Annotated in this window: 23 protein-coding genes; 17 read left to right on the forward strand and 6 right to left on the reverse strand. The window is 65.8% G+C overall.

Annotated elements, in window-relative coordinates:
• Positions 1-14: 14 nt before the first annotated feature.
• Positions 15-641, forward strand: a complete 627-nt coding sequence (locus WM2015_RS02555) for an esterase/lipase family protein (RefSeq protein WP_049724567.1) — start codon at positions 15-17, stop codon at positions 639-641.
• A gap of 311 nt (positions 642-952) precedes the next feature.
• Here WM2015_RS02555 and WM2015_RS02560 read toward each other — a convergent pair whose 3' ends face one another.
• Complete coding sequence (locus WM2015_RS02560; protein ID WP_049724568.1) at positions 953-2,008, reverse strand: hypothetical protein; 1,056 nt, start codon at positions 2,006-2,008, stop codon at positions 953-955.
• Between the two features lie 191 nt (positions 2,009-2,199).
• Here WM2015_RS02560 and WM2015_RS02565 point away from each other — a divergent pair, with 191 nt between their 5' ends.
• The 16 genes from WM2015_RS02565 (at position 2,200) to cysN (ending at position 15,873) form a co-directional block, all read left to right on the forward strand.
• Positions 2,200-2,940: a YebC/PmpR family DNA-binding transcriptional regulator gene (locus tag WM2015_RS02565; protein WP_049724569.1), complete on the forward strand. Its 741-nt coding sequence runs from the start codon at positions 2,200-2,202 to the stop codon at positions 2,938-2,940.
• Entirely contained in the window at positions 2,940-3,428 is a 489-nt protein-coding gene (ruvC, locus tag WM2015_RS02570) for a crossover junction endodeoxyribonuclease RuvC (RefSeq protein ID WP_049724570.1), read from the forward strand. Before WM2015_RS02565 ends, ruvC begins: the two co-directional genes overlap by 1 nt.
• Positions 3,425-4,006 carry a Holliday junction branch migration protein RuvA gene (gene ruvA / locus WM2015_RS02575; protein WP_049724571.1) on the forward strand — a complete coding sequence of 194 codons (582 nt, stop codon included), beginning with the start codon at positions 3,425-3,427 and terminating at the stop codon, positions 4,004-4,006. Before ruvC ends, ruvA begins: the two co-directional genes overlap by 4 nt.
• A 6-nt stretch (positions 4,007-4,012) precedes the next feature.
• Complete coding sequence (gene ruvB / locus WM2015_RS02580) at positions 4,013-5,071, forward strand: Holliday junction branch migration DNA helicase RuvB (protein WP_049724572.1); 1,059 nt, start codon at positions 4,013-4,015, stop codon at positions 5,069-5,071.
• A gap of 17 nt (positions 5,072-5,088) precedes the next feature.
• Positions 5,089-5,499 (forward strand): YbgC/FadM family acyl-CoA thioesterase, encoded by a 411-nt coding sequence (locus tag WM2015_RS02585; RefSeq protein ID WP_049724573.1) that lies wholly within the window; start codon positions 5,089-5,091, stop codon positions 5,497-5,499.
• Positions 5,496-6,188: a protein TolQ gene (gene tolQ / locus WM2015_RS02590; RefSeq protein WP_049724574.1), complete on the forward strand. Its 693-nt coding sequence runs from the start codon at positions 5,496-5,498 to the stop codon at positions 6,186-6,188. The genes WM2015_RS02585 and tolQ overlap by 4 nt, the downstream gene beginning before the upstream one ends.
• A gap of 14 nt (positions 6,189-6,202) precedes the next feature.
• Entirely contained in the window at positions 6,203-6,628 is a 426-nt protein-coding gene (gene tolR / locus WM2015_RS02595) for a protein TolR (RefSeq protein ID WP_049724575.1), read from the forward strand.
• Between the two features lie 19 nt (positions 6,629-6,647).
• Complete coding sequence (locus WM2015_RS02600; protein WP_049724576.1) at positions 6,648-7,583, forward strand: energy transducer TonB; 936 nt, start codon at positions 6,648-6,650, stop codon at positions 7,581-7,583.
• Positions 7,584-7,587: 4 nt separating this feature from the next.
• Positions 7,588-8,928 (forward strand): Tol-Pal system beta propeller repeat protein TolB, encoded by a 1,341-nt coding sequence (gene tolB / locus WM2015_RS02605; protein WP_245609799.1) that lies wholly within the window; start codon positions 7,588-7,590, stop codon positions 8,926-8,928.
• A gap of 44 nt (positions 8,929-8,972) precedes the next feature.
• A complete protein-coding gene (pal, locus tag WM2015_RS02610; RefSeq protein WP_049724577.1) occupies positions 8,973-9,503 on the forward strand; it encodes a peptidoglycan-associated lipoprotein Pal in 531 nt (176 codons plus the stop codon).
• Positions 9,503-10,333, forward strand: coding sequence for a tol-pal system protein YbgF (gene ybgF, locus WM2015_RS02615; RefSeq protein ID WP_049724578.1), 831 nt, complete (start codon positions 9,503-9,505; stop codon positions 10,331-10,333). Before pal ends, ybgF begins: the two co-directional genes overlap by 1 nt.
• Before the next feature lie 49 nt (positions 10,334-10,382).
• The gene (gene queE / locus WM2015_RS02620) at positions 10,383-11,066 is read left to right on the forward strand and encodes a 7-carboxy-7-deazaguanine synthase QueE (protein ID WP_049724579.1); all 684 of its coding nucleotides are present in this window, start codon (positions 10,383-10,385) and stop codon (positions 11,064-11,066) included.
• 138 nt (positions 11,067-11,204) lie between these two features.
• Positions 11,205-12,068 carry a UTP--glucose-1-phosphate uridylyltransferase GalU gene (galU, locus tag WM2015_RS02625; protein ID WP_049724580.1) on the forward strand — a complete coding sequence of 288 codons (864 nt, stop codon included), beginning with the start codon at positions 11,205-11,207 and terminating at the stop codon, positions 12,066-12,068.
• Between the two features lie 69 nt (positions 12,069-12,137).
• Entirely contained in the window at positions 12,138-12,974 is an 837-nt protein-coding gene (gene cysQ / locus WM2015_RS02630) for a 3'(2'),5'-bisphosphate nucleotidase CysQ (protein ID WP_049724581.1), read from the forward strand.
• 42 nt (positions 12,975-13,016) lie between these two features.
• Positions 13,017-13,946, forward strand: a complete 930-nt coding sequence (cysD, locus tag WM2015_RS02635; protein WP_049724582.1) for a sulfate adenylyltransferase subunit CysD — start codon at positions 13,017-13,019, stop codon at positions 13,944-13,946.
• A gap of 37 nt (positions 13,947-13,983) precedes the next feature.
• Positions 13,984-15,873 (forward strand): sulfate adenylyltransferase subunit CysN, encoded by a 1,890-nt coding sequence (gene cysN, locus WM2015_RS02640; RefSeq protein WP_049724583.1) that lies wholly within the window; start codon positions 13,984-13,986, stop codon positions 15,871-15,873.
• 51 nt (positions 15,874-15,924) lie between these two features.
• Here cysN and WM2015_RS02645 read toward each other — a convergent pair whose 3' ends face one another.
• From WM2015_RS02645 to parE, 5 genes are all read right to left on the reverse strand, one after another.
• Entirely contained in the window at positions 15,925-16,242 is a 318-nt protein-coding gene (locus tag WM2015_RS02645) for a hypothetical protein (RefSeq protein WP_049724584.1), read from the reverse strand.
• Between the two features lie 55 nt (positions 16,243-16,297).
• On the reverse strand, positions 16,298-19,039 hold the full coding sequence (locus WM2015_RS02650) for a M16 family metallopeptidase (protein WP_049724585.1): 2,742 nt from the start codon (positions 19,037-19,039) through the stop codon (positions 16,298-16,300).
• 110 nt (positions 19,040-19,149) lie between these two features.
• Positions 19,150-19,728, reverse strand: a complete 579-nt coding sequence (gene msrA / locus WM2015_RS02655) for a peptide-methionine (S)-S-oxide reductase MsrA (protein ID WP_049724586.1) — start codon at positions 19,726-19,728, stop codon at positions 19,150-19,152.
• 173 nt (positions 19,729-19,901) lie between these two features.
• Positions 19,902-20,444: a peptide-methionine (R)-S-oxide reductase MsrB gene (gene msrB, locus WM2015_RS02660; protein WP_049726950.1), complete on the reverse strand. Its 543-nt coding sequence runs from the start codon at positions 20,442-20,444 to the stop codon at positions 19,902-19,904.
• A gap of 162 nt (positions 20,445-20,606) precedes the next feature.
• A complete protein-coding gene (gene parE / locus WM2015_RS02665) occupies positions 20,607-22,496 on the reverse strand; it encodes a DNA topoisomerase IV subunit B (protein WP_049724587.1) in 1,890 nt (629 codons plus the stop codon).
• Between the last annotated feature and the right edge of the window lie 16 nt (positions 22,497-22,512).

Below are 22,512 nucleotides of genomic sequence, written 5' to 3' on the forward strand. Positions count from 1 at the left end.
AAGAGGGACAGGACATGATGCAGCGCAGCGTGGTGCTGGTCCACGGGCTCTGGTACGGGGCGGTCAGTCTGCGCCTGCTGGCCCGCCGTCTGCGGGCGCACGGATTCCAGACCCACTGCTTCTCCTACCCGACGGTTCGCCGTTCGATCGGTGAGAGTGCCCGCCAGCTGCATCGCTTCGCGCGTGGCCTGCGGGCCGATTCCCTGGACTTCGTCGGCCACAGCCTCGGCGGCCTGGTGATCCTGCGCATGCTCGACGAGTATCGCGGTCTGCCCGAAGGCCGGGTGCTGCTGCTGGGATCGCCGGTCAGCGGTTCCGCCGTCGCGCGCCGCCTGTCCGACTGGCCCGTGGCCCGCGGCTTGATCGGCCGTTCGGGCCGCATCCTGACCGCGGGCTTCGCGCATGCACCGGCCGGTCGCGAAACCGGCGTCATCGCCGGCACGCGCGGCATGGGCCTTGGGCGCGCGATCGAGCGCCTCGAGCGCCCCCATGACGGCACGGTCAGCGTGGCCGAGACCCGCCTGGCCGGCGCCACGGACCACCTCCAGCTGCCCGTTTCGCACACCGGCCTGGTGCTGTCGAACGAGGTCGCCGAACAGACCGCCACCTTCCTGACCGTCGGCCGCTTCCGAACCGTCTGAGAACGCAGGAACCGTCGGCCCCGATCCGCCTCGGCTTCGGGTCACCCGGGAAACCGCCTACGCACCTTCTGCCTCTTCACTCTCCCCTCGAGCAGCGGAGGCTGTCCTGGCGTGGCGGCGAGCCGCGGCGCGGATCAGGGCAGGGAATGGTTTCGCTGTTCAGTGCGACGAAGGCGTCAGCCGAGGGCAGGTTGCATCAAGAATCGGGATGCCATTCGACCGGCACCCCGCGCCATTGACTCGTCAGGCATCGACACGGCCGATCAGCCGCGGCTCGCCGCCACGCCCGGGCAGCCTCCGCTGCCCCTCTCTCACTCCTGCCAGGGATTGCAGTCGTAGCCGGCAATGCGAATGAAGCGCTCGGCCTCCAGCACGCCCGTGCCGCCGCCGATCGGCGAGAAATCGTAGCCCAGCAGCAGGGTGTTGCAGTCCAGCGGGTCGATGAAGATCGAGCCGACTTCTTCGATGACGAGATCGGAATTGTCGAAACTGCCCGGGCCCAGGCCGAAGAACTCGCCACCGGTCAGGCGCAGCATGCCGAGCTCGATCGCGGGGATGCCCGGCGCCTCACCGCCGGTCGTGCCGACCACCCAGATGGGCTCGCCATTCAGATAGGTGAAGAAGATCGCAAAGATGAAATTGCTGTCGTCGGATTGCTCGCCGACCATCAGCTGAAAGCCGGTGCTGGGGATGCCGTCGAAGACGTACTGCCCCGACATGCGGCCATGCAGGATCTGGGCACCGAACTGGGGCGGATCGAAGTCCGGGTCGTAGGCGTTGAGCGGGAACAGCTCGCCGAAGGGCGCCGCGACGGGTGAAAAGTCGCCCCAGAACAGCTCCATCGTGAATTCGCCGTTGTAGTCCTCGGGCAGGAAGAAGGACTCCGGATCGTTGAAGGTCGTCGGATTGACCGCCAGCATGTAGGTGCGGCCCTCCGGCGTGATTACCTCGCTCGAGGCGCCGGCGTCGCTGATGGCCGGATGCGGCAGCAGCTGGCCTTCGTGCAAGGGGAAGTCCGTGATGCCAGCGTCGGCAAAGACCCTGGGCACCATCACGAAGGAGCTGGCCGGGAACTCGACGGCTTGCAGGCGAACCATCACGATCGAAAAGCCGGGGTCGTGGCAACCGACGCGCCAGATCGTGACGCGCACCACCGAATCCCGGACCTGGCTGCCCACGCTGGGCGCGGAGATTTCCTCATCGAACAGGGTGTTGTTGGCCGAAGCCGGCGCGTCGGGCAGGGACAGGGCGATGCAGCCCGGCGGGAAGGGGGAATTCAGGTCGGTCAGCACGTTGATCTCTCCCTGGGCGCGGGCCAGGCCGCTGGCCAGAACGAGAGTGATTGCCGCGATCAGCTGAAGGCGCATGGCTTGATTCTCCTTGGTCGACGCTTTCGATAGTATGCCTGAGCCCTGAAGCCTGGCTGAACGGCGAGCGGGAATCGCCCCGACATCGAGGAATGAACGTCTCCTCCGCCACCCCAATCCCGGCGTCCGATCCTCGTATCCCCTGCAGTTCGGGTAAAATTCCGCCATTCCCAAGCAAGAGATTCGAAATCATGGCCGGTCACAGTAAATGGGCCAACATCCAGCATCGCAAGAAGGCACAGGACGCCAAGCGCGGCAAGATCTTCACTCGCCTGGTGCGCGAGATCACCGTGGCAGCCCGTGAGGGTGGCGGTGATCCGGATACCAATCCTCGTCTGCGCCTGGCCTGGGACAAGGCCAATGCGGCCAACGTGCCCAAGGACAATATCGAGCGCGCCATCAAGAAGGCCACCGGCGATCTCGAGGGCGTCAGTTACGAAGAGCTTCGCTACGAAGGCTACGCGCCCGGTGGTGTGGCCGTGATGGTGGACTGCGTGACCGATAACCGCAACCGCACGGTCGCCGCGGTGCGCCATGCCTTCACCAAGCACGGCGGCAATCTGGGCACCGACGGTTCCGTGTCCTACATGTTCGAGAAGAAGGGCGTGATCACCTTCGCGCCGGGCACCAGCGAGGATGCGGTCATGGAAGCGGCCCTGGAGCTGGGCGCCGAGGACATCGTGACCGGTGAGGACGGCAGCATCGAAGTGCTGACCGCGCCGGAAGACTACGAGACCGTCCGCAATGGCCTGAAGGAGGCCGGTCTCGAGCCGGAGGAATCGGAAATCACCCAGCGCGCTGAAACCCTCGTCGCCCTGGACGCGGACACGGGCAAGCAGGTGCTGAAGTTCCTCGACATGCTCGAGGACCTGGACGACACCCAGGACGTCTGGTCGAACGCCGAGATTCCCTCGGAAGCCTACGAGGACTGATGCGGATTCTCGGCATCGATCCGGGATCCCGCATCACCGGCGTCGGCATCATCGATGGCGAGCGCCTGGTGCATGCTGAATCGCTGCGCCTGGGCAGCGGCCCGATGCCGGAGCGTCTGGGCGAAATCTATCGTCGCCTGACGCAGCTGCTGGCCGAGTTCCAGCCCGAGGTCGCGGCGGTCGAGACGGTGTTCATGAGCCGCAATCCGCAGGCGGCGATCAAACTGGGCCAGGCGCGTGGCGCGGCCATCTGCGCCCTGGTCGGTTATGGTCTCGATGTGCATGAATACGCGCCGCGTGCGATCAAGCAGGCCCTGGTGGGCCGTGGCGCTGCGGCCAAGGAGCAGGTGCAACACATGACCCGAGCGATCCTCAAGACGCGCCAGCCCTTCGGTGAAGACGCCGCTGACGCGCTGGCCGTGGCCCTGTGTCACCACCACACCAGTCAAACCAATGCCCGGCTGCCCGCCGGGGTGGTGCTGCGATGATCGCGCGGCTCAAGGGCATCGTCATCGAGCGTCAGCCGCCGCAGGCGGTGATCGACGTGGCCGGGGTCGCCTACGAGGTCGAATGCCCGCTCGGGGTGTTCGATCAGCTGCCGGCGGTGGGCCAGGAAGCCACCCTGCTGACCCAGCTGATCGTCCGCGAGGATGCCCACACGCTCTACGGCTTTCTGCGGCGGGCCGACCGCGCCCTGTTCCGCGAGCTGCTCAAGGTCTCCGGTGTCGGACCGCGTCTGGCCCTGGCCATCCTGTCCGGGGTCAGTGCCGATGATTTCGCGTTGATGGTCGAGGCCGGCGATGCCCAGGCCCTGACCCGCCTGCCGGGCATCGGCAAGAAGACCGCCGAACGACTGATTCTGGAGATGCGCGGCCGTCTGCCCGAGCGCGATGAAGGGGAGGGCGCCGCCGCTCCGACCGATGCAGCGGCCGAGGCCCGTGCGGCGCTGACGGCGCTGGGCTACTCCGCGGCCGAAGCCCTGAAGATGGTCCGCGCCGTGGCCGAGCCCGATCAGAGCGCCGAGCAGCTGATCCGCGCCGCCCTCAAACACAAGATGAGCGGGTGATGCGGCATGGATGAGACTCGTCTGATCTCGGCCGCCAACCAGCCCGAGGAAGAGCGCATCGAAGCGAGCCTGCGTCCGGCGCGCCTCGATGAATACATCGGCCAGCCGGCGATGAAGGAGCGGCTCTCGATCTACCTCGAGTCGGCCTGCAAACGCCACGAGGCGCTCGACCACGTGCTGATCTTCGGGCCGCCCGGCCTGGGCAAGACCACCCTGGCGCACGTGATCGCGGCGGAAATGGGTACCCAGCTGCGCCAGACCTCGGGCCCGGTCCTCGAGCGCGCCGGCGACCTGGCCGCGCTGCTGACCAATCTGGAACCGGGCGATGTGCTGTTCGTCGATGAGATCCATCGCCTGAGCCCCGTGGTCGAGGAGGTGCTCTACCCGGCCATGGAGGATTACCGCATCGACATCATCATCGGTGAGGGGCCGGCGGCCCGGTCGATCCAGCTCGATCTGCCGCGCTTCACCCTGGTCGGGGCAACCACCCGGGCCGGCCTGCTGACTTCACCCCTGCGCGACCGTTTCGGTATCGTCGAGCGTCTGGAGTTCTATGACACGGCAGACCTGGCCAGCATCGTCAAACGCTCCGCCGGCATCCTCGACATCGAGGCCGAGCTCGAGGGCGCGGCCGAGATCGCCCGGCGGGCGCGGGGCACGCCGCGCATCGCCAATCGTCTCCTGCGTCGCGTGCGTGACTTCGCCCAGGTCCGCGCTGACGGCCGGATCAGCGCCCGCGTGGCGGCCGAGGCCCTGGAGCTGATGCAGGTCGACAAGCGCGGTTTCGACACGATGGACCGGCGCCTGCTGCAGGTGCTGGTCGAACACTTCAATGGCGGCCCGGTGGGCGTGGAGAGCCTGGCGGCCTCCCTGTCCGAGGAGCGGGGCACGATCGAGGATGTCATCGAGCCCTACCTGATCCAGGAGGGCTATCTGGTCCGAACGGCGCGCGGTCGCATGGCCACCAGTCGGACCTGGCAGCATTTCGGCCTCACGCCGCCGAGCGCGACCGCCACCGAGGACCTGTTCGCTCCGACCCGAAGCCAGTCCTCGGACAGCGACTGATCAGCCAAGGAAAACGCATGCCCTATCGCGTCTACTGGGAAGACACCGACGCCGGCGGCGTCGTGTATCACGCCCGCTATCTGCATTTCTTCGAACGCGCCCGTTCCGACTGGCTGCTGGCCCTCGGCTACCCCCAGGTGAAGCTTCGGAACGAGGCCAATCGCCTGTTCGCCGTCAGTCGCATGGACACGCGATTCCTCTCGCCGGCGCGACTGGAAGATGAACTTGAGGTCTCCGTTGTCGTCGAACAGCTTCGAGCGGCTTCGGTGATCTTCTCCCAGGCCATGCATCGGGTCGGCGATGGCGAACTGCTGGCCACGGCCGAAGTGCGGGCCGTCTGTCTGGCCGCCGACAGCTTCCGCCCGGCGCGGGCGCCGGCGGACTTGTTCGCCACCATCAAGCGATATCAACAGGAACAGGATTCATGAACTCCAACGAGCTGCAAATCTGGCATCTGATCATGGAGGCCAGCCTGCTGGTCCAGGGCGTCATGGCCCTGCTGGCCCTGGCGTCGCTGGCGTCCTGGGTCGTGATCTTCCGCAAGCGACAGATGTTCCGGCGCGCCGAGAAACGGGCGCGCGAGTTCGAGGAGAAGTTCTGGTCCGGCGCCGATCTGAACAAGCTCTACGATGCCGTGGCCGCCAATCGGGCCGGGCGCGAGGGCGCCGAGGCGATCTTCGAGGCCGGCTTCCGCGAGTTCAGTCGCCTGCGCGAGGAGCGTCATATCAATCCCGATACCCTGGTCAACGGCGCCCAGCGGGCGATGCGGGTCACCCTGACGCGGGAGATGGATCGTCTCGAGCACCATCTGGGCTTTCTGGCCACCGTCGGCTCGGTCTCGCCCTACGTCGGCCTGTTCGGGACGGTCTGGGGCATCATGAACTCCTTCCGCGGTCTGGCCGGCGCCCAGTCGGCCACCATCGCCATGGTGGCGCCGGGCATTTCCGAGGCCCTGATCGCCACCGCCATCGGTCTGTTCGCGGCCATTCCGGCCGTGGTCGCCTTCAACAAGTATTCGGTGCAGCTCGAGCGTCTCGAGCTGCGCTACGACAACTTCAAGGAAGAGTTCGCCGCGATCCTGCACCGGCAGGCCCGCCGTCTGCAGGCCGAGAACTGAACGGGAGCGCAGTCATGAGCGAGCAATACGTTCGGCGCCGCCGACGGCGCATGTCGGAAATCAACGTCGTGCCCTACATCGACGTGATGCTGGTGCTGCTGGTGATCTTCATGGTCACCGCGCCGTTGATGAACCTGGGCGTGGAAATCGAGCTCCCCACCGGCGATGCGCAGCCGATGGACGATCAGGGCGATCCCCTGATGGTCACGGTCACCCGCTCAGGCGATTTCTATCTCGATACGGGGGATCAGCCCGAACTGATCGACGGCCAGACCCTGGTCGCGACGGTCTCGGCGATCGCGGCCAGGAATCCGGAGCTGCAGGTGCTGGTCGGCGGGGATCGCGAGACCAGCTATCAGCACATCTACGAGGCGATGGTCTACCTACAGCAGGCCGGTGTCGCCTCCGTCGGCCTGGTCGGCGACCCGGACGAGGAGTGAGGCTCGCGAGCCGTCCCGGATGATCGCTGAAGCCCGCAAACAGCAGCTGAAGGACCAGTTCACCGCCATCGGACTTGCCCTGGCCGTGCACCTGGGCGTGGTGCTGGTCATGATCATCGGGACCTGGGACTGGGAGCCCTTTCAGCGCGAGCAAGTGCCCGTGCGGGTGACCCTGGTCGATCAGGCACCCGCTGCGCGCCAGCGGGAGGAAGAGACCGCCCGTCGGGAAGCGGAGGCTCGCCAGGCGGCCGAAGCGGAAGCCGAGCGCCAGCGACAGCTCGAGGCTGAACGGCAGGCGCAGGAAGCGCAGGCCCGGCGCGAACGGGAAGCCGCCGAGCGCCGGGAAGCCGAGCGTCAGCGTCGGGAACAGGAGCTGGCTCGCCAGCGGGCCGAACAGGAAGAGCGCGAGCGCCAGGCCGAGCTGCGGCGCCAGCGCGAGCTGGAACGCCAGCGACTGGAAGACCAGCGTCGGGCCGAAGAGGAGGCCCGGCTGCGTGAGCTCGCCGAGCTGCGCGCCCAGCGCGAGCAGGCCGAACGCGAGCGCCAGGAACAGGAGCGTCGCCTGGCCGAACTCGCCGAGCGCCGCGCCGAGGAAGAAGCCGCCCGCCAGGCCGAAGCCGAGGCCGAGCGCCTGCGCCTGGCCGCCGAACAGGCCGCCGCCGACGCGCGGCGAGCGACGCTGCGCGAGGAGTACGTGGCGACGATCGCCGAGCTGGTCCGTCGCAACTGGAATCGACCGCCGACCACGCCGCCGGGTCTGCGTTGCATGACCCGCGTCGTCCAGATCCCCGGCGGGGAAATTATCGCCGCCGAAATTGTCTCACCCTGCAACGCCGACGACGTCACCCGCCGCTCGATCGAGGCCGCGGTGCTGCGTGTCGGCTTCCTGCCCTATCAGGGCTATGAATCCGTTTTTGCCCGGGAGATCGACTTTGCTTTCATTTACGATGGATAGGAACGTGCCCTCGCTGAGGCCCGCCGGACTGGGTCTGCAAGGCCCGCTGCGCTGGCTGGCTCTGACCCTTGGCCTGCTCGTGCCGATGCTGGCCTCCGCCCAACTCCGGATCGAGATCGTCGACGGTATCGAAGGCGCCATGCCGATCGCCGTCGCACCGTTTGCCTGGGAGTCGGTCGAACCGGAGCCCGTGGCCACCGTGTCGAGCATCATCAGCGCCAATCTGGCTCGCTCCGGGCTGTTCGATCCGATGGAGGAGTCGGGCATGATCGATCGGCCGGTGCAACCCGCCGACGTGCGCTTCGGGACCTGGCGTCTGCTCAAGGTCGATCATCTCGTCATCGGCCGCGTGGTCGATGCGCCGGATGGCTTCGGTCACGAGATCGAGTACCACCTGCTCGACGTACTCAGCAGCAGGATCCTGCTCTCCCAGGCGATGCGCGTCAGCCCGGGTGATCTGCGCTTTGCCGCGCACCGGATCTCCGATGCCATCTACGAAGCCCTGATCGGCATCCCCGGCGCCTTTGCGACGCGGATCGCCTACGTGGTCGCCAGCGGCGAGGACGGCGGCAGCCCGGTCTATGAACTCGTGGTGGCCGATGCCGACGGCTTCAACGAGCAGACGGTGGTTCGCAATGCCGAGCCGATCCTGTCGCCGACCTGGTCTCCGGACGCCCGCAAGCTGGCCTACGTCAGCTTCGCCACCGGTCGCTCGAACGTCATCGTTCAGGACCTCTACACCGGCCAGAACGAAGTCGTCAGTTCGGAGCGCGGCATCAATGGTGCGCCCGCCTTCTCGCCGGACGGTCGCTACCTGGCCGTGAGCCTGTCCCGGACCGGCAGCCCCAACATCTGGATTCTGGACCTGAATGGTCAGCAACGGCCGCGCCAGCTGACCCAGCACTGGTCGATCAACACCGAGCCGGTGTTCTCGCCGGACGGACGCGAGGTCTATTTCACCTCGGATCGAGCCGGTCGGCCACAGATCTACGTGATCCCCTTCACCGGTGGAGACGCCGAGCGCGTCACCTTCGAAGGCCGCTACAACGCGCATGCCACGCTGGACCCGTCCGGGCGCCAGCTGGCCGTGATCTACAGCGAAGGTGACGAGGATTACCGCATCGCGGTGCACGATCGCGATTCGGGACGTTTGCGTGTATTATCTGACGGTCTGCTGGATGAGTCGCCGAGCTTCGCGCCCAATGGCAGCATGGTGTTGTATGCTGCCCGTCGGAACGGGCGCGGTGTTCTCGCTGCTGCCTCTGCCGATGGCCGGATTCGCCAGCGGTTGGTGGCGGGCGAGGGCGATGTGCGCGAACCGGCCTGGTCACCCATCATTCGATAACCAATTTGCCCCTTGACAATACCTGACACGAATCGGGAGGTTTCATGAACACTGCACTGCGCTTGATTGCCATTGTGACGCTGGCGGCCCTGATGGCTGCTTGCGCCCGGCAGACCACTCCGGAGCCCGAGCCGACGACGCCCGAGCCGCCGCCGGTCGAACGCCAGCCGGTCGAGACCGATCGCCTCGATCCGCGCGATTTCACCGACGTGCGCAACCTGGACAATCCGGACAGCCTGTTGAGCCAGCGCGTGATCTACTTCGAATTCGATCGTTCGAACGTGCGGGCCCAGTTCCGTCCGATCATCGAAGCCCATGCCCAGTACATGCGCGCCAATCCGTCGGCCCGCGTGATTCTGGAAGGCCATGCCGATGAGCGTGGTTCGCGTGAGTACAACCTGGGTCTCGGCGAGCGCCGCGGCAATGCCGTTTCCGAAGCCGTCGAAGCCAACGGTGGCGCCGAGCGTCAGATCGAGGTCGTCAGCTACGGCGAGGAACGCCCGGTCTGCCGTGACAGCAATGAAGACTGCTGGCAGCGCAATCGTCGCGTGGAGATCGTCTACACCGCGCGCTGATGATGACTCGTTCGACGATCTACCGATCCATGATGGCGGCCGCTCTTGCGGCCGTCGTCGCGTCACCCGGCTTTGCGCAGGACAGCGCCGATCTGGTCTACCAGGTGCAGGACCTGCTCGAGGAAGTGCGCGAGTTGCGCGGCATCATCGAAAGCCAGCAGCGTGAGATCGAGAACCTCCAGCGTCGCCAGCGCGACCAGTATCTGGATCTGGACCAGCGCTTGCAGGCCCTGGCTTCGGGGGGCACGGTCGCCGTCGAGGCACCGGCGGGCGCGGTCGACGCGCCGGTCGAGCGCCCGCGGCCCGGACCCGAAGTGGTCCAGGAGCTGCCGCCGTCGGCCGATGTGCCCGAAGTCCGGGCGCCGATCGATGCCCGCTCCGAAATCACTCCGCTGAATCGTCCGCAGACGGCCGAGGCGCGCGATCTGGGTACGCCGGCCGAGGACGAACAGGCCGCCTATGACCTGGCCTTCCGGGCCCTTCGCGAGACCCGTTATGCCGATGCGGCCGAAGGCTTCGCAGCCTTCCTCGATCGCTGGCCGGAGTCGGCGTTGGCTCCGAATGCGCAGTACTGGATGGCCGAGGCCTATTACGTCACCCGGGATTTCCGCACCGCCCTGGGGTATTTCGACGATCTCCTGACACGCTATCCGGGCAGCAGCAAGCAGGGGGATGCCCTGTTGAAGATCGGCTTCAGCCACTTCGAATTGCGTCAGTGGAACGAGGCACGGGCCGCCCTCGAGCAGGTTCGCAGCGAGTTCCCGAACAGCACCCTGGCTCGCCTGGCCGAAGGCCGTTTGCGCGACATGCGCCTGGCCGGTCACTACTGATGACTCGCTCGGCCGGGGCACGGTCCCCGGCCGTTCGCTTCGACGCCCGATGACGACCACTACGCTTTCTTCCCGCTCCGAGCAGGCTCGGACCGATCAACGCCTCAAGATCACCGAGATCTTCACTTCGATCCAGGGCGAGTCCGATCTGTCGGGCTGGCCGACCGTCTTCGTCCGCCTGACCGGTTGCCCCTTGCGTTGCAGCTGGTGCGATACGCCGTATTCCTTCCATGGCGGGGATTGGATGCAGATCGACGACATCGTCGACCAGGCGCGATCGGCCCGCGTTCGACACGTCTGCGTCACCGGCGGCGAACCGCTGGCACAGAAGCGTTGCCTGAACCTGCTCACGGCGCTGTGCGATGCAGGCTTCGTGGTCTCGCTGGAAACCAGTGGCGCCCTGTCGGTTGCCGAAGTGGATCCGCGGGTGGTCAAGGTCCTGGACCTGAAGGCGCCGGGTTCCGGTGAGGTCGGCCGCAACGACTGGGGTAACCTCGATCATCTGCAGGCCCACGACCAGATCAAGCTGGTGCTGGCCGATCGTGTCGACTTCGACTGGGCCTTGCGCCAGGTCGAAGCCCATCGGCTCGATCGCTGGCAGGTGCTGTTCTCGCCCGTCTGGGGCCAGCTCGAACCGCGCCAGCTGGCAGAGTGGATCGTCGAAGCGCGCGCGCACGTCCGGCTTCAGCTGCAGATGCACAAGTACCTCTGGGGTGAAGCCCAGGGACGTTGAGCCGTTTCTGAACAAGCGCGCTGCGGCGCGCCCGGGCAGGATCGTTCAGCGGCTGCTTCAGCCCACTGTCATCCGCGCGGGGCATGCTTGTACACTCCCGGGTTCAGTTCGAAATCGGTCCCGTCACCACGCAAGCCCATGGCCCTGAATACCGTCGTCTTTCCCGTTGCCGGACTCGGCACGCGCTTCCTTCCGGCCACCAAGGTCATTCCGAAGGAAATGCTGCCCATCGTCGATCGCCCCTTGATCCAGTATGCGGTCGAGGAGGCCGTGGCCGCGGGGGCCCGCCGCCTGGTCTTCGTGACCGGGCGCACCAAGGGCGCGATCGGTGACTACTTCGACAAGGCCTACGAGCTCGAAACCGAACTGGCGCGGCGCGGCAAGGATGACTTGCTGGCGCAGGTCGAAGAGCTGCTGCCCTCGAATGTCGAGTGCCTCTATGTCCGTCAGCCCGAGGCCCTGGGCCTGGGACATGCCATTCTCTGCGCCCGCTCCCTGGTGCCGGACGAAAGCTTCGGGATCATCCTGCCGGACGATCTGATCGACCACCCGCCCGAGCCCGCGCTGGCCCAGCTGGCCCGGCACCATGCCGATACCGGCGCCTCGGTGATCAGCGTGGAAGAAGTGGCCAGGGAACAGACCCGCGCCTACGGGGTGGTCGACGTGGACGCCTTCGAAGGACGGCATGGACGGCTGCGCGGAATCGTCGAAAAGCCGGAGCCCTCCGAGGCGCCGTCCAACCTGGCGGTGGTCGGACGCTACGTGCTCTCCTCGCGCATCTTCGAACTGCTGGAACACACTGCGCCGGATCACCGCGGCGAGATCCAGATCACCGATGCCATCGCCGAGCTCCTCAAGGAACAGGCGGTGGACGCCTACCGTTTCGAAGGCCAGCACTTCGACTGCGGCAGCAAGCTCGGTTACCTCAAGGCGACGGTTCACTACGGTCGCCTGCACCCGGAAGTGGGTCCGGCCTTTTCCGAGTGGCTGAGGCGCCAGTAGTGCCGCTGGTTTTTGTCCCTCGAATGAGGGTAGACTGGACGGTTTGATCAATCGAGAAAAAGACGAATCATGGATCGAACCCATCTGCTGGCGCAGGTGCGCCAGGCGGTGTCCGATGCCGGCGCCGCGATCCTCGAGGTGTATGCGCACCCGAGCCGTTTCGACACCGAAATCAAGGCCGACGACAGCCCGCTGACCGCGGCTGACCGGGCCGCCAATCGCATCATCGAGACCGCCCTGCACGAACTGACGCCGGAGATTCCGATCCTGTCGGAGGAGTCGGCACAGGCGCCCTGGTCCGAACGCCGTCACTGGACGCGCTGCTGGGTCGTCGATCCCCTCGACGGCACGAAGGAATTCCTGAAGCGCAACGACGAGTTCACCGTCAATGTGGCCCTTGTCGAAAACCATCGGCCGACGCTGGGTGTGGTGTATGCACCGGCCCTCGGACGTTGGTTCTATGCCGCCCGCGACGGCGGTGCCTGGCGCCAGGACGGGCAGAAGATGCCGGTCCGTGTCGAGGTCTGCGAAAAGATCGCCGATCGTCCCTGGCAGGTCGTGGGCAGTCGCTCGCACAATACGCCCGAAGTCGATGCCTTCGTCGAGCGCCTCGGCGATGCCGAGCTGGTCGCGATGGGCAGCTCCCTGAAGCTCTGCCTGGTGGCCGATGGCTCGGCGGACGTCTATCCGCGCCTCGGTCCGACGTCCGAATGGGACACCTGCGCCGCGCAGGCGGTGGTCGAAGAGGCCGGCGGTCAGGTGCTCGATGCGATGACGGGGCAGCCGCTGAGCTACAACGCGCGCGAGACCCTGCTCAATCCCCATTTCATCTGCTGCGCGCGCCCGAATCCGGCCTGGTTTCCAGCCGTGCAATCGCAAGCCGCCGCGACGGAAGCGGCCGGTTGATCCGGATACAGTAGCCTCGACATCCATCCTGCGGTAGCCCCAATGACAGCGTCTCCAGTCACCCGCACATCGTCGGCATTGAGCCATCTGGAATTGCTCGAAGCCGAGGCCATTCACATCATTCGTGAAGTCGCCGCGACCGCCGAGAACCCGGTGATGCTCTACTCGATCGGCAAGGACTCGGGCGTCATGCTGCACCTGGCACGCAAGGCCTTCTATCCGAGCCCGCCGCCGTTCCCTCTCCTGCATGTCGATACCACCTGGAAATTCAAGGCGATGTACGAGTTCCGGGACTGGATCGCCAGGGAAGTGGGCATGGAGCTGATCGTGCACATCAACGAGGAAGGCGTGGCCCAGGGGGTGAGTCCGTTCACCCATGGTTCGAAGGTGCACATCGACATCATGAAGACCCAGGCACTGAAGCAGGCCCTGAGCAAGCATGGGTTCGACGCCGCCTTCGGGGGTGCGCGTCGTGACGAGGAGCGCTCGCGTGCCAAGGAGCGCATCTTTTCCTTCCGCGACCGCAATCACGGCTGGGACCCGAAGAACCAGCGCCCCGAGCTGTGGAACCTGTACAACGGCCGCGTGCACAAGGGCGAGTCGATCCGGGTCTTTCCCCTGTCGAACTGGACCGAGCTGGACATCTGGCAGTACATCCATGCCGAGAGCATTCCGATGGTGCCCCTTTACTTCGCCGCCGAACGTCCGGTCGTGGAGCGCGATGGAATGTTGATCATGGTCGACGATGAGCGCATGCCCCTCGAGCCGGGCGAGCGCCCCGTCGAGCGTATGGTGAGGTTCCGCTCGCTCGGTTGCTACCCACTGACCGGGGCGGTCGAGTCCTCGGCCACCACTCTGCTCGAGGTCATCGAGGAAACCATTCACGTCAAGCATTCGGAGCGGCAGGGTCGGTCCATCGATCGCGATCCGGGTGCCTCGATGGAAGAGAAGAAGCGGCAGGGCTATTTCTGACCTGCCAGTGCGTACTGGAATCTCATCGGCTGAAGTCATGGATATCGAAACCCTGCTTGAACAGCACGCGGGCAAGGACCTGCTGCGTTTCATCACCTGCGGCTCCGTGGACGATGGAAAATCGACCCTGATCGGGCGCTTGCTGCTGGAGTCGCAGCAGGTCTACGAGGATCAGCTCGACGCGGTCCGACGCGATTCGAAGAAGTGGGGCACGCAGGGCGACGAAGCCGACCTGGCCCTGCTGGTCGATGGCCTGCAGTCCGAGCGCGAGCAGGGCATCACCATCGATGTGGCCTATCGCTACTTCTCCACGCCGAAGCGCAAGTTCATCATCGCCGACACACCGGGCCACGAGCAGTACACCCGCAACATGGCCACCGGTGCGTCGACCGCCGATGCAGCAGTGATCCTGATCGATGCCCGCCATGGGCTCCAGACCCAGACCCGGCGCCATTCCTACATCGTCTCTCTCCTCGGCATCCGGCAGGTCGTGGTCGCGGTCAACAAGATGGATCTGATCGATTTCGATCAGGCGCGTTTCGAGGCCATCGAGGCCGATTACCGCGCTTTTGCCAACAAGCTGGACATGACCGGCGTGCAGGTCCTGCCCGTGTCTGCCCTGGGCGGCGACAACGTGCTCGAGCGTGGCCCGAACCTGGATTGGTACGAGGGCGCGACCCTGCTCGAGCTGCTCGAATCGCTGCCGGCGCAGGACGAGGCCGCCAGTCGTGATTTTCGACTCCCCGTCCAGTACGTGAATCGACACAGCGCGAGCTTTCGTGGCTTTGCCGGGACCGTGGCGAGCGGAACGATCGCCGTCGATGAGGCGGTCATGGTCATGCCCGCCGGACGCCAGAGTCGTGTCAAACGCATCGTGACTCAGGACGGTGACCTGGCCTCGGCCCGTGCCGGACAGGCCATCACCCTGGAGCTGGCCGACGAGATCGACATCAGCCGAGGCGACATGCTCGTTCGCCCGGATGCGCGCCCGCGCGTGGCCAGTGGTCTGGATGCGCGTCTGGTCTGGATGGTGGACACGCCGCTCAATCCGGGGCGGCAGTACGATCTGCGCTTCTCGTCCGCGACGGTGCCGGCCACGCCGGAGCTCATTCATCATCGCGTCGACGTCAATACGCTGGAACATCAACACGCCGAACAGCTCGGGCTCAATGACACGGGTCTGGTCCGCTGGCGTCTGAGCCAGCCGACCGCGTTCGACGCCTATTCGGAGCATCGCCCGACCGGGGCCTTCGTGGTGATCGACCGGATCAGCAATCTGACCGTCGGGGCCGGCATGATCGTCCGTCCGGTCACCGATAGCCTGGCCGACAAGTCCAGCAACGTGGTCTGGCACGAACACCGCATCGCCAAATCACAGCGCGCGGGTCAGAAGTCCCAGCGCCCGGCGGTCCTCTGGTTCACCGGCCTGTCCGGTGCGGGCAAGTCCTCGGTGGCCAACGCCCTGGAGCAGGCCCTGTTCCAGCGCGGCCATCACAGCTATCTTCTCGACGGTGACAACGTCCGCCACGGCCTCAACCGGGACCTGGGTTTCACCGATGAGGATCGAGTGGAGAACATCCGCCGGATCGGTGAGGTGGCGCGCCTGATGGCCGATGCGGGCCTGGTCGTGCTCAGCGCCTTCATCTCACCCTTCCGCGCCGACCGGGCCATGGTCCGTGAGTTGATGGAGCCGGGTGAGTTCGTCGAGATCCACGTCCATGCCAGCCTGGAGACCTGCGAGTCGCGCGATCCGAAAGGCCTCTACGCCAAGGCTCGCGCGGGCACGATCCGGCACTTCACCGGCATCGATTCACCCTACGAGGCCCCCGAGCATCCGGAAGTCGTGCTGGACACGGAAAAGCATTCGGTCGAAGAGTGCGTCGACCTGCTGCTCGACTATCTGCGCGGGCGTCAGATCCTGGTTTGAGCCCCGGCGCGGGGCGCGCGATGCTCTGCGCTTGCTTCGGGAGTTACCGACTCAGAGTTCGTTCGGGGGCGGTTCCGTGTCGGAAGCACGGGCTCGCCGCCGGCATTCGTCCTCACCGATCTCCGGGCGCTCACCGCTGGCGGTGATGCAGGCACAGATGCCCGTGTCCGGGGATTCGGCGCAATAGAGGCGGTCGGGCTCGCTGTCACGGGCCCAGTCGGGGAGCTGCAGTTCGGACAGGCCGCTGCGTTCGACGAGGCCTTCCGGTGCGGGTCGTCCCATCGCCAGCCAGGCGCCCAGGCCGGCCGCAAGGGCGACCAGCAGGACGATGATCAGGGGATGCTTCCAGCGAGGTCGAGGCCGAATCATGCCTCAAGGATAGCAGGTGAACCGCGCCGGCAAAGTGGCCGGCGCGGCCCGTGCTTCATTCCTCGTCGAAGTCGCCGGCCATCGAGAGATTCAGGACCGACGGATCGAAGTGGCGCCGCAGGGCGGCGTTGACCTGCTCGGCATCCAGGGCCTCGATCGCGGCCTCGATGGCTTCCTGGAAGCCGAGGTCGCGCTCCAGGTAGCGGTTGTTGCCCAGGGTGTTGACGAGGCTGGAATCGTTGGCCCGGATCACCGCCTGCTGCTGCAGATAACCGCGCTTTCCTGCCTCGACCTCTTCATCGCTGAAGCCCGCTTCGATGATCGTCTGCAACTCGTCGGTCAGGCTGTCGACAAGGGCCTGGCGGTTCTCAGGCGCAAACATCGCGTAGGCAAAGAAGGTCGTGTACTCGTCGATGGAATGCGAGTAGAAGCCACCGCCGACGCTGTAGCTCAAGCCCTCTTCATCACGGATCCGGTTGGAGAGACGGGAGCTCAGGAAGCCGCCGCCGATCAGGTGACCGGCCAGCTCGAGGGCAGGGTAGTCGGGATGATCGTTGCGCAGTGGAATGAACAGGTTGGCCATCAGGGTCGCGTTGGCCTTGTCGTCGAGCTGCGCCTCCAGCTGCACTGGCTCGGCGTCCGGAATCCGATAGGGAATGCGCTCGAAGGCCGTTGGCGCTTGCCAGTTGCCGAACAGCTGCTCCAGCTGCGCTCGCACGGCATCGGGATCGAAATCGCCGACCAGGCTGATCGTGGTCGATTCGCCCATGCCGTAGTGACTGGCGTGGAAGGCCAGCAGATCGTCGCGCTGGACCGCCTCGAGTCGTTCCAGGGCCTCATCCACGCTGGGCAGGTAGTCCGGATGATCGCTGCCGTGGGGCTGTTGATAGCGAGTGAGCTGGCGATTGGCGACCGCGAAGGGCTCGTCGCGGCTCTGATCGAGCGAGGCCCGCTGCTGGCGCTTCAGCTCGTCGAGTTCTTCCTGAGGAAAGCTCGGATTGCGCAGCAGATCGGCAGCCAGCTCGAGCAGGGCCGGGAGTTGTTCGCGCTCGCTGGTCAGACCCAGGCTCACCATGCTGTCGCCGCCGATGTTCAGGCTGGAGCGCAGGGCGTCGATCTCGTCGCTGATCTGCTGACGGCTGCGCTGCTCGGTGCCGCGGGACAGCATGGCAGCGGTCAGGCCCGGAGCAGCACCGAGGCCGCGCAGGCTTTCGAGCTGACCCATGCGAAGCGTGATGCTGCCTACGACCTTCTCGCCGCGGGTCGCCTTCGGCAACAGGGCGACGCGCGCGCCGTTGGCGAGCTCGAATTCGATCAGGCGCTCGGTGATGTTCTCGAAGCTCGGATCGAAGGCCTCGCCGATGGCGCGGTCCTCGCGACCGGTGTAGTCGGCCAGCAGCGGGCCGAGTTCGGGGGCGGCCGGAATCTCGGCGCGCTGGGGATCGTCATCGGGGACGAAGCGCGCCAGGCTGCGGTTGTCCCTCGTCAGATAGGTTTCGGCAACGCGGATGACGTCGTCGACCTCGACGGCTTCGATCCGGTCGCGATGCAGGAACATCAGTCGCCAGTCGCCGGCGGCGGCCCATTCCGAGAGCTGGATGCCGACGCGGTTGGAATCGTTCAGGGTCTGTTCGATGCCGTTGGTCAGGGCGTTGATGGCGCGTTGGACCTCGGTCTCGTCGGGGGGCGTGTCGACCAGCTCCGCAACGGCGGTCAGCATGGCGCTTTCGGCAGCGTCCAGATCGCCGTCGGCTTCCACTTCGATGTAGCTCATCAACAGGGACGGCTCGCCCAGGGCCAGTGCGAAGCTGCCGACGCGCGTGGCCAGCTCCGTGTCGACCAGGCCTGCGTGCAGCCTGCCGGAAGGCATGTCGCCGAGGATGTGGCTGAGCACGCTGAGCGCGGCAAAATCGGGGTGGCTGGCCGCCGGGATATGCCAGGCGCCCATCAGGAGCTGCACTTCACCCGAGCGACGAACGGTCACGTGGCGTTCGCCATCCTGCACCGGATCACGGGTGTAGCTGGGCCATATCTGCATGGCGCCGCTGCGCTCGGGCGCCGGGATGGCTCCGAAGTGTGTTTCGATCAGGGCCAGCGCGCGCTCGGGCTCGAAGTTGCCCGACAGGATGACGATGGCGTTGTCGGGCTGATAGTACTTGCGATAGAAGGCCTGCAGGCGCTCGATCGGTACGTTCTCGATGTCGGCGCGAGCACCGATCGTCGAACGGCCGTAGCCATGCCAGAGGTAGGCTGTCGACATCAGGCGCTGCATCAGCACGCGGAACGGGGAGTTCTCGCCGATCTCGAATTCGTTGCGCACCACGGTCATTTCCGATTCGAGGTCTTCCTCGCGGATCAGGGAATTGACCATGCGGTCGGCTTCCATCCGGATCGCCCATTCGAGATTCTCCTCGCCGGCCGGCAGGGTCTGGAAGTAGTTCGTGCGGTCGTACCAGGTCGTGCCATTGGCGATGCCGCCCCGCTCGGAGATCTCGGCCTTGATGTCCTGGTGGTTCGGCGTGCCGAAGAAGACCAGATGCTCGAGCAGATGCGCCATGCCCGTCTCACCCACACCCTCGTGCTTCGAGCCGACGCGATAGGTCACGTTGATGGTCGTGGTAGGCCGGCTGGAATCCGGCATCAGCAGCACGCTCAGGCCGTTGTCCAGCTCGTACTCGCTGATGCCCTCGACCGTGGTGACCAGGCGCGGGGCGGCGCTCAGGGAGGTCACGGTCGCGCTCAGCACCACCAACAGGAAAACGCTCAGCAGCCGCAGGCTGCGATCGGCGATCGGCATCTGGGTCTCTCCTCGAATTGAAAGTCTTGAAAGGCGCTCGGCCGCGATGCGGCGCGGCCGAGCAAAGACTCCGACGCTATGGGGCGCGGAAAGTTCAGAGCAATCTGGCTTCAGCCGCCGGCCTCATTGCCCCACAGTGCTTCCAGGCGATCGTCACGGCCGCATCGCCAGCGGTAGTAGGTGTAGCGGACCGGGTTCTTCTCGTAGTAGTCCTGGTGGTAATCCTCGGCCGGGTAGAAAGCCTCGAAATCGAGGATCCGCGTGTCGATGGGGCGCTCCTCCGGACCGTCTTCGGCCAGGGCCAGACGTGATGCGGTGGCCGCCGCGCGTTGCGCGTCGTCGTGCGCGAAGATCGCCGTGCGATAGGTCTGGCCCCGATCGCAGAACTGGCCATCGGTCTGGTAGGGGTCGACGTTGCGCCAATAGACCTCCAGCAGCCGTTCATAGCTGACCACGCTCGGGTCGTAGACCACCTGGACGACCTCCAGATGCCCGGTGCCGCCGGCCACGACCTGGCGGTAGCTCGGATTGACGACGTGGCCGCCGCTGAAACCCGAAATCGTCTCGATCACCCCATCGAGCTTGTCGTAAGGCGGCTCCATGCACCAGAAACACCCCCCGGCAAAGGTCGCCCGCGCCAGCTGCTCATCCTGTCCATGGCTGGCCAGTGGCAGGCCCAGCGCCAGCATCAGGACGGGAAGCGAACCACGAAGGACACGAAGTGCACGAAGAAAGAGAAAACCGCGCTTCGATCGAACCGGGCTCTGAGTCGTTCTTTTCATCTTCAATTCCTTTCTTCGTGTCCTTCGTGCCTTCGTGGTTACAAATCCATCTCGCGTACTGGCGTTTCGGTCGATCAGGTCTATGCGGAGGTTCGCAGGGCCGGGAGGGGTTCGCCGTCGGGGATGAAACGCAGGGCGACGCCGTTGTTGCACCAGCGCTGGCCCGTCGGGCGCGGGCCGTCGTCGAAGACGTGGCCCTGGTGCCCACCGCAGCGGGCGCAGTGGTACTCGGTGCGGGGCCAGATCAGTTTGTAGTCGCGCTTGGTTCCGATGTGGCGATCGTCGATCGGCTGCCAGAAACTGGGCCAGCCGGTGCCGGAATCGTATTTGTGCTCGCTCGAGAACAGGCTCAGATTGCAGCCGGCGCAGACATAGAAGCCGGGTTCATAGATCTTGTCGAGGGGGCTGGAGCCCGAACGCTCCGTGCCTTCGTCGCGCAGCACGCGGAAGGCCTCGGGTGACAGGATCTCGCGCCACTGGGCTTCGCTCAGTTCCAACGCTTCGAAGGGCTGGCCGGTGCTGGCCATGGCGTTGGCGCTGCTGTTCGCCTGTCGGCCGCAGCCGCTCAGCCAGAGCAGCGGGGCGGCCAGTCCGACCGTGCTCAACCATTGCCGTCGATTCATTCCGCGCGTCTCGCTCATGTCCGTTGCCTGATGGAGGTTCTATCAGACAGACCGGCATCGGCGCGTCAAGCTTTCAAGGAAATTCCAGGGTCACGATCTCGATCGCGCCAGCGATCATTGGCCCGCGCGATCGGGCCTTCGGTGGAACTGCCTCGTTCTGCCTCAGGCCTCGACGTCGGCCAGGTTGCCCTTGGTCTCGAGCCAGGCGCGGCGGTCGGCCGAGCGCTTCTTCGCCAGCAGCATGTCCATGATCGCGTCCGTCGATTCGGGCTCGTCGATCGTCAGTTGCACGAGGCGGCGAGTGTCCGGATCGATCGTCGATTCGCGAAGCTGCAGGGGATTCATCTCGCCCAGGCCCTTGAAGCGGGTCTCGGTGACCTTGCCCTTGAGCTTCTCGGCTTCGATCCGTGCCAGTACGCCGCGGCGTTCTTCTGCATCGAGGGCGTAGAAGATCTGCTTGCCGACGTCGATCCGGTAGAGCGGCGGCATGGCGACGAAGATGCGACCCGCCTCGACCAGCGGACGGAAATGGCGCAGGAACAGCGCCGAGAGCAGGGTGGCGATGTGCAGACCGTCCGAGTCGGCATCGGCCAGGATGATGACCTTCCCGTAGCGGAGTTTGCTCAGGTCGTCCGAGCCCGGGTCGACCCCGATGGCGATGGCCAGGTCGTGGACTTCCTGCGAACGCAGCACCTGGTCGGCTTCCGTCTCCCAGGTGTTCAGGATCTTGCCTCGGAGCGGCATGATGGCCTGGTACTCGCGATTCCTGGCCTGCTTGGCGCTGCCGCCGGCCGAGTCACCCTCGACCAGGAACAATTCGGTCTCCTCCAGATCGGTCGAGGCGCAATCGGCCAGCTTGCCCGGCAGGGCCGGACCGGCCGTGACCTTGCGTCGCGCGACCTGCTTGCGGGCCTTCTGCCGGCGCAGGGCATTGTCGATGGCGAGCTTCGCGATCGCCTCGCCGTCGTTGACGTGCTTGTTCAGCCACAGGGCGAAGGCATCCTTGACCACCCCTGAAACGAAGCTGGCGGCCGAGCGCGAGGACAGGCGCTCCTTGGTCTGGCCCGAGAACTGCGGGTCGGCCAGTTTGATCGAGAGCAGGAAGCTGATCCGCTCCCAGACGTCTTCGGGCGCCAGCTTGACGCCGCGCGGCAACAGGTTTCGGATGTCGCAGAACTCGCGCAGGGCCTCGATCAGGCCGGTGCGCAAACCGTTCGTGTGGGTGCCGCCGGCCGGGGTCGGAATCAGGTTGACGTAGCTTTCCTGGACCAGCTCGCCTTCGGGCACCCAGGCCAGGGCCCAGGCCGCTTCCTGGTCGGCGCCGGAGAAGTCACCGGTGAAGGGTTCGAGGGGGATCCGCTCGCGTTCGGCCAGGCTTTCGACCAGGTAATCGGTCAGGCCGTCCTCGAATTGCCAGGTTTCGGACTCGTTGCTCTTGCGGTCGTTCAGGGTGACCTTCAGGCCCGGACAGAGGATGGCCTTGGCCTTCAGCAGGTGTTTCAGGCGCGGTCGGGAGACGTTGGCCGAATCGAAGTACTTCGGGTCCGGCCAGAAGTGAACGAGGGTGCCGGTGTTGCGTTTGCCGACTTCGTCGATGACCTTCAGCGGCGCATCCGTGTCGCCGTCGGTGAAGCTGATTTCGTGGACCTGGCCGTTGCGCTTGATGCGGCAGACCAGCTTCGAGCTCAGGGCGTTGACCACGGACACGCCCACGCCGTGCAGGCCACCGGAGAACTTGTAGTTCTTGCCCGAGAACTTGCCGCCGGCGTGCAGGCGGGTCAGGATCAGTTCCACGCCCGGGAGCTTGTGCTCGGGATGCGGATCGACCGGCATGCCGCGGCCGTCATCGGCGACTTCGATGGAGCCGTCCTCGTGCAGGGTGACTTCGATCGACTTCGCGTGCCCGCCCAGGGCTTCGTCGACGGCATTGTCGACCACTTCGGCGACCAGGTGGTTGGGCCGGGCAGTGTCGGTGTACATGCCGGGCCGGCGCTTGACCGGTTCCAGACCCTGGAGGACTTCGATGTCGGAGGCTTGGTACTGAGAGCTCATGAACGGCTGAAGGCGG

It is taken from the genome of Wenzhouxiangella marina (assembly GCF_001187785.1).
Classification (GTDB): Bacteria; Pseudomonadota; Gammaproteobacteria; order Xanthomonadales; family Wenzhouxiangellaceae; genus Wenzhouxiangella; species Wenzhouxiangella marina.

Bases quoted from the DNA above. Each gene is read 5' to 3' on its own strand.
- WM2015_RS02555 (WP_049724567.1), top strand. From the start codon at position 15: ATGATGCAGCGCAGCGTGGTGCTGGTCCACGGGCTCTGGTACGGGGCG.
- WM2015_RS02560 (WP_049724568.1), bottom strand. From the start codon at position 2,008: ATGCGCCTTCAGCTGATCGCGGCAATCACTCTCGTTCTGGCCAGCGGC.
- WM2015_RS02565 (WP_049724569.1), top strand. From the start codon at position 2,200: ATGGCCGGTCACAGTAAATGGGCCAACATCCAGCATCGCAAGAAGGCA.
- ruvC (WP_049724570.1), top strand. From the start codon at position 2,940: ATGCGGATTCTCGGCATCGATCCGGGATCCCGCATCACCGGCGTCGGC.
- ruvA (WP_049724571.1), top strand. From the start codon at position 3,425: ATGATCGCGCGGCTCAAGGGCATCGTCATCGAGCGTCAGCCGCCGCAG.
- ruvB (WP_049724572.1), top strand. From the start codon at position 4,013: ATGGATGAGACTCGTCTGATCTCGGCCGCCAACCAGCCCGAGGAAGAG.
- WM2015_RS02585 (WP_049724573.1), top strand. From the start codon at position 5,089: ATGCCCTATCGCGTCTACTGGGAAGACACCGACGCCGGCGGCGTCGTG.
- tolQ (WP_049724574.1), top strand. From the start codon at position 5,496: ATGAACTCCAACGAGCTGCAAATCTGGCATCTGATCATGGAGGCCAGC.
- tolR (WP_049724575.1), top strand. From the start codon at position 6,203: ATGAGCGAGCAATACGTTCGGCGCCGCCGACGGCGCATGTCGGAAATC.
- WM2015_RS02600 (WP_049724576.1), top strand. From the start codon at position 6,648: ATGATCGCTGAAGCCCGCAAACAGCAGCTGAAGGACCAGTTCACCGCC.
- pal (WP_049724577.1), top strand. From the start codon at position 8,973: ATGAACACTGCACTGCGCTTGATTGCCATTGTGACGCTGGCGGCCCTG.
- ybgF (WP_049724578.1), top strand. From the start codon at position 9,503: ATGATGACTCGTTCGACGATCTACCGATCCATGATGGCGGCCGCTCTT.
- queE (WP_049724579.1), top strand. From the start codon at position 10,383: ATGACGACCACTACGCTTTCTTCCCGCTCCGAGCAGGCTCGGACCGAT.
- galU (WP_049724580.1), top strand. From the start codon at position 11,205: ATGGCCCTGAATACCGTCGTCTTTCCCGTTGCCGGACTCGGCACGCGC.
- cysQ (WP_049724581.1), top strand. From the start codon at position 12,138: ATGGATCGAACCCATCTGCTGGCGCAGGTGCGCCAGGCGGTGTCCGAT.
- cysD (WP_049724582.1), top strand. From the start codon at position 13,017: ATGACAGCGTCTCCAGTCACCCGCACATCGTCGGCATTGAGCCATCTG.
- cysN (WP_049724583.1), top strand. From the start codon at position 13,984: ATGGATATCGAAACCCTGCTTGAACAGCACGCGGGCAAGGACCTGCTG.
- WM2015_RS02645 (WP_049724584.1), bottom strand. From the start codon at position 16,242: ATGATTCGGCCTCGACCTCGCTGGAAGCATCCCCTGATCATCGTCCTG.
- WM2015_RS02650 (WP_049724585.1), bottom strand. From the start codon at position 19,039: ATGCCGATCGCCGATCGCAGCCTGCGGCTGCTGAGCGTTTTCCTGTTG.
- msrA (WP_049724586.1), bottom strand. From the start codon at position 19,728: ATGCTGGCGCTGGGCCTGCCACTGGCCAGCCATGGACAGGATGAGCAG.
- msrB (WP_049726950.1), bottom strand. From the start codon at position 20,444: ATGAATCGACGGCAATGGTTGAGCACGGTCGGACTGGCCGCCCCGCTG.
- parE (WP_049724587.1), bottom strand. From the start codon at position 22,496: ATGAGCTCTCAGTACCAAGCCTCCGACATCGAAGTCCTCCAGGGTCTG.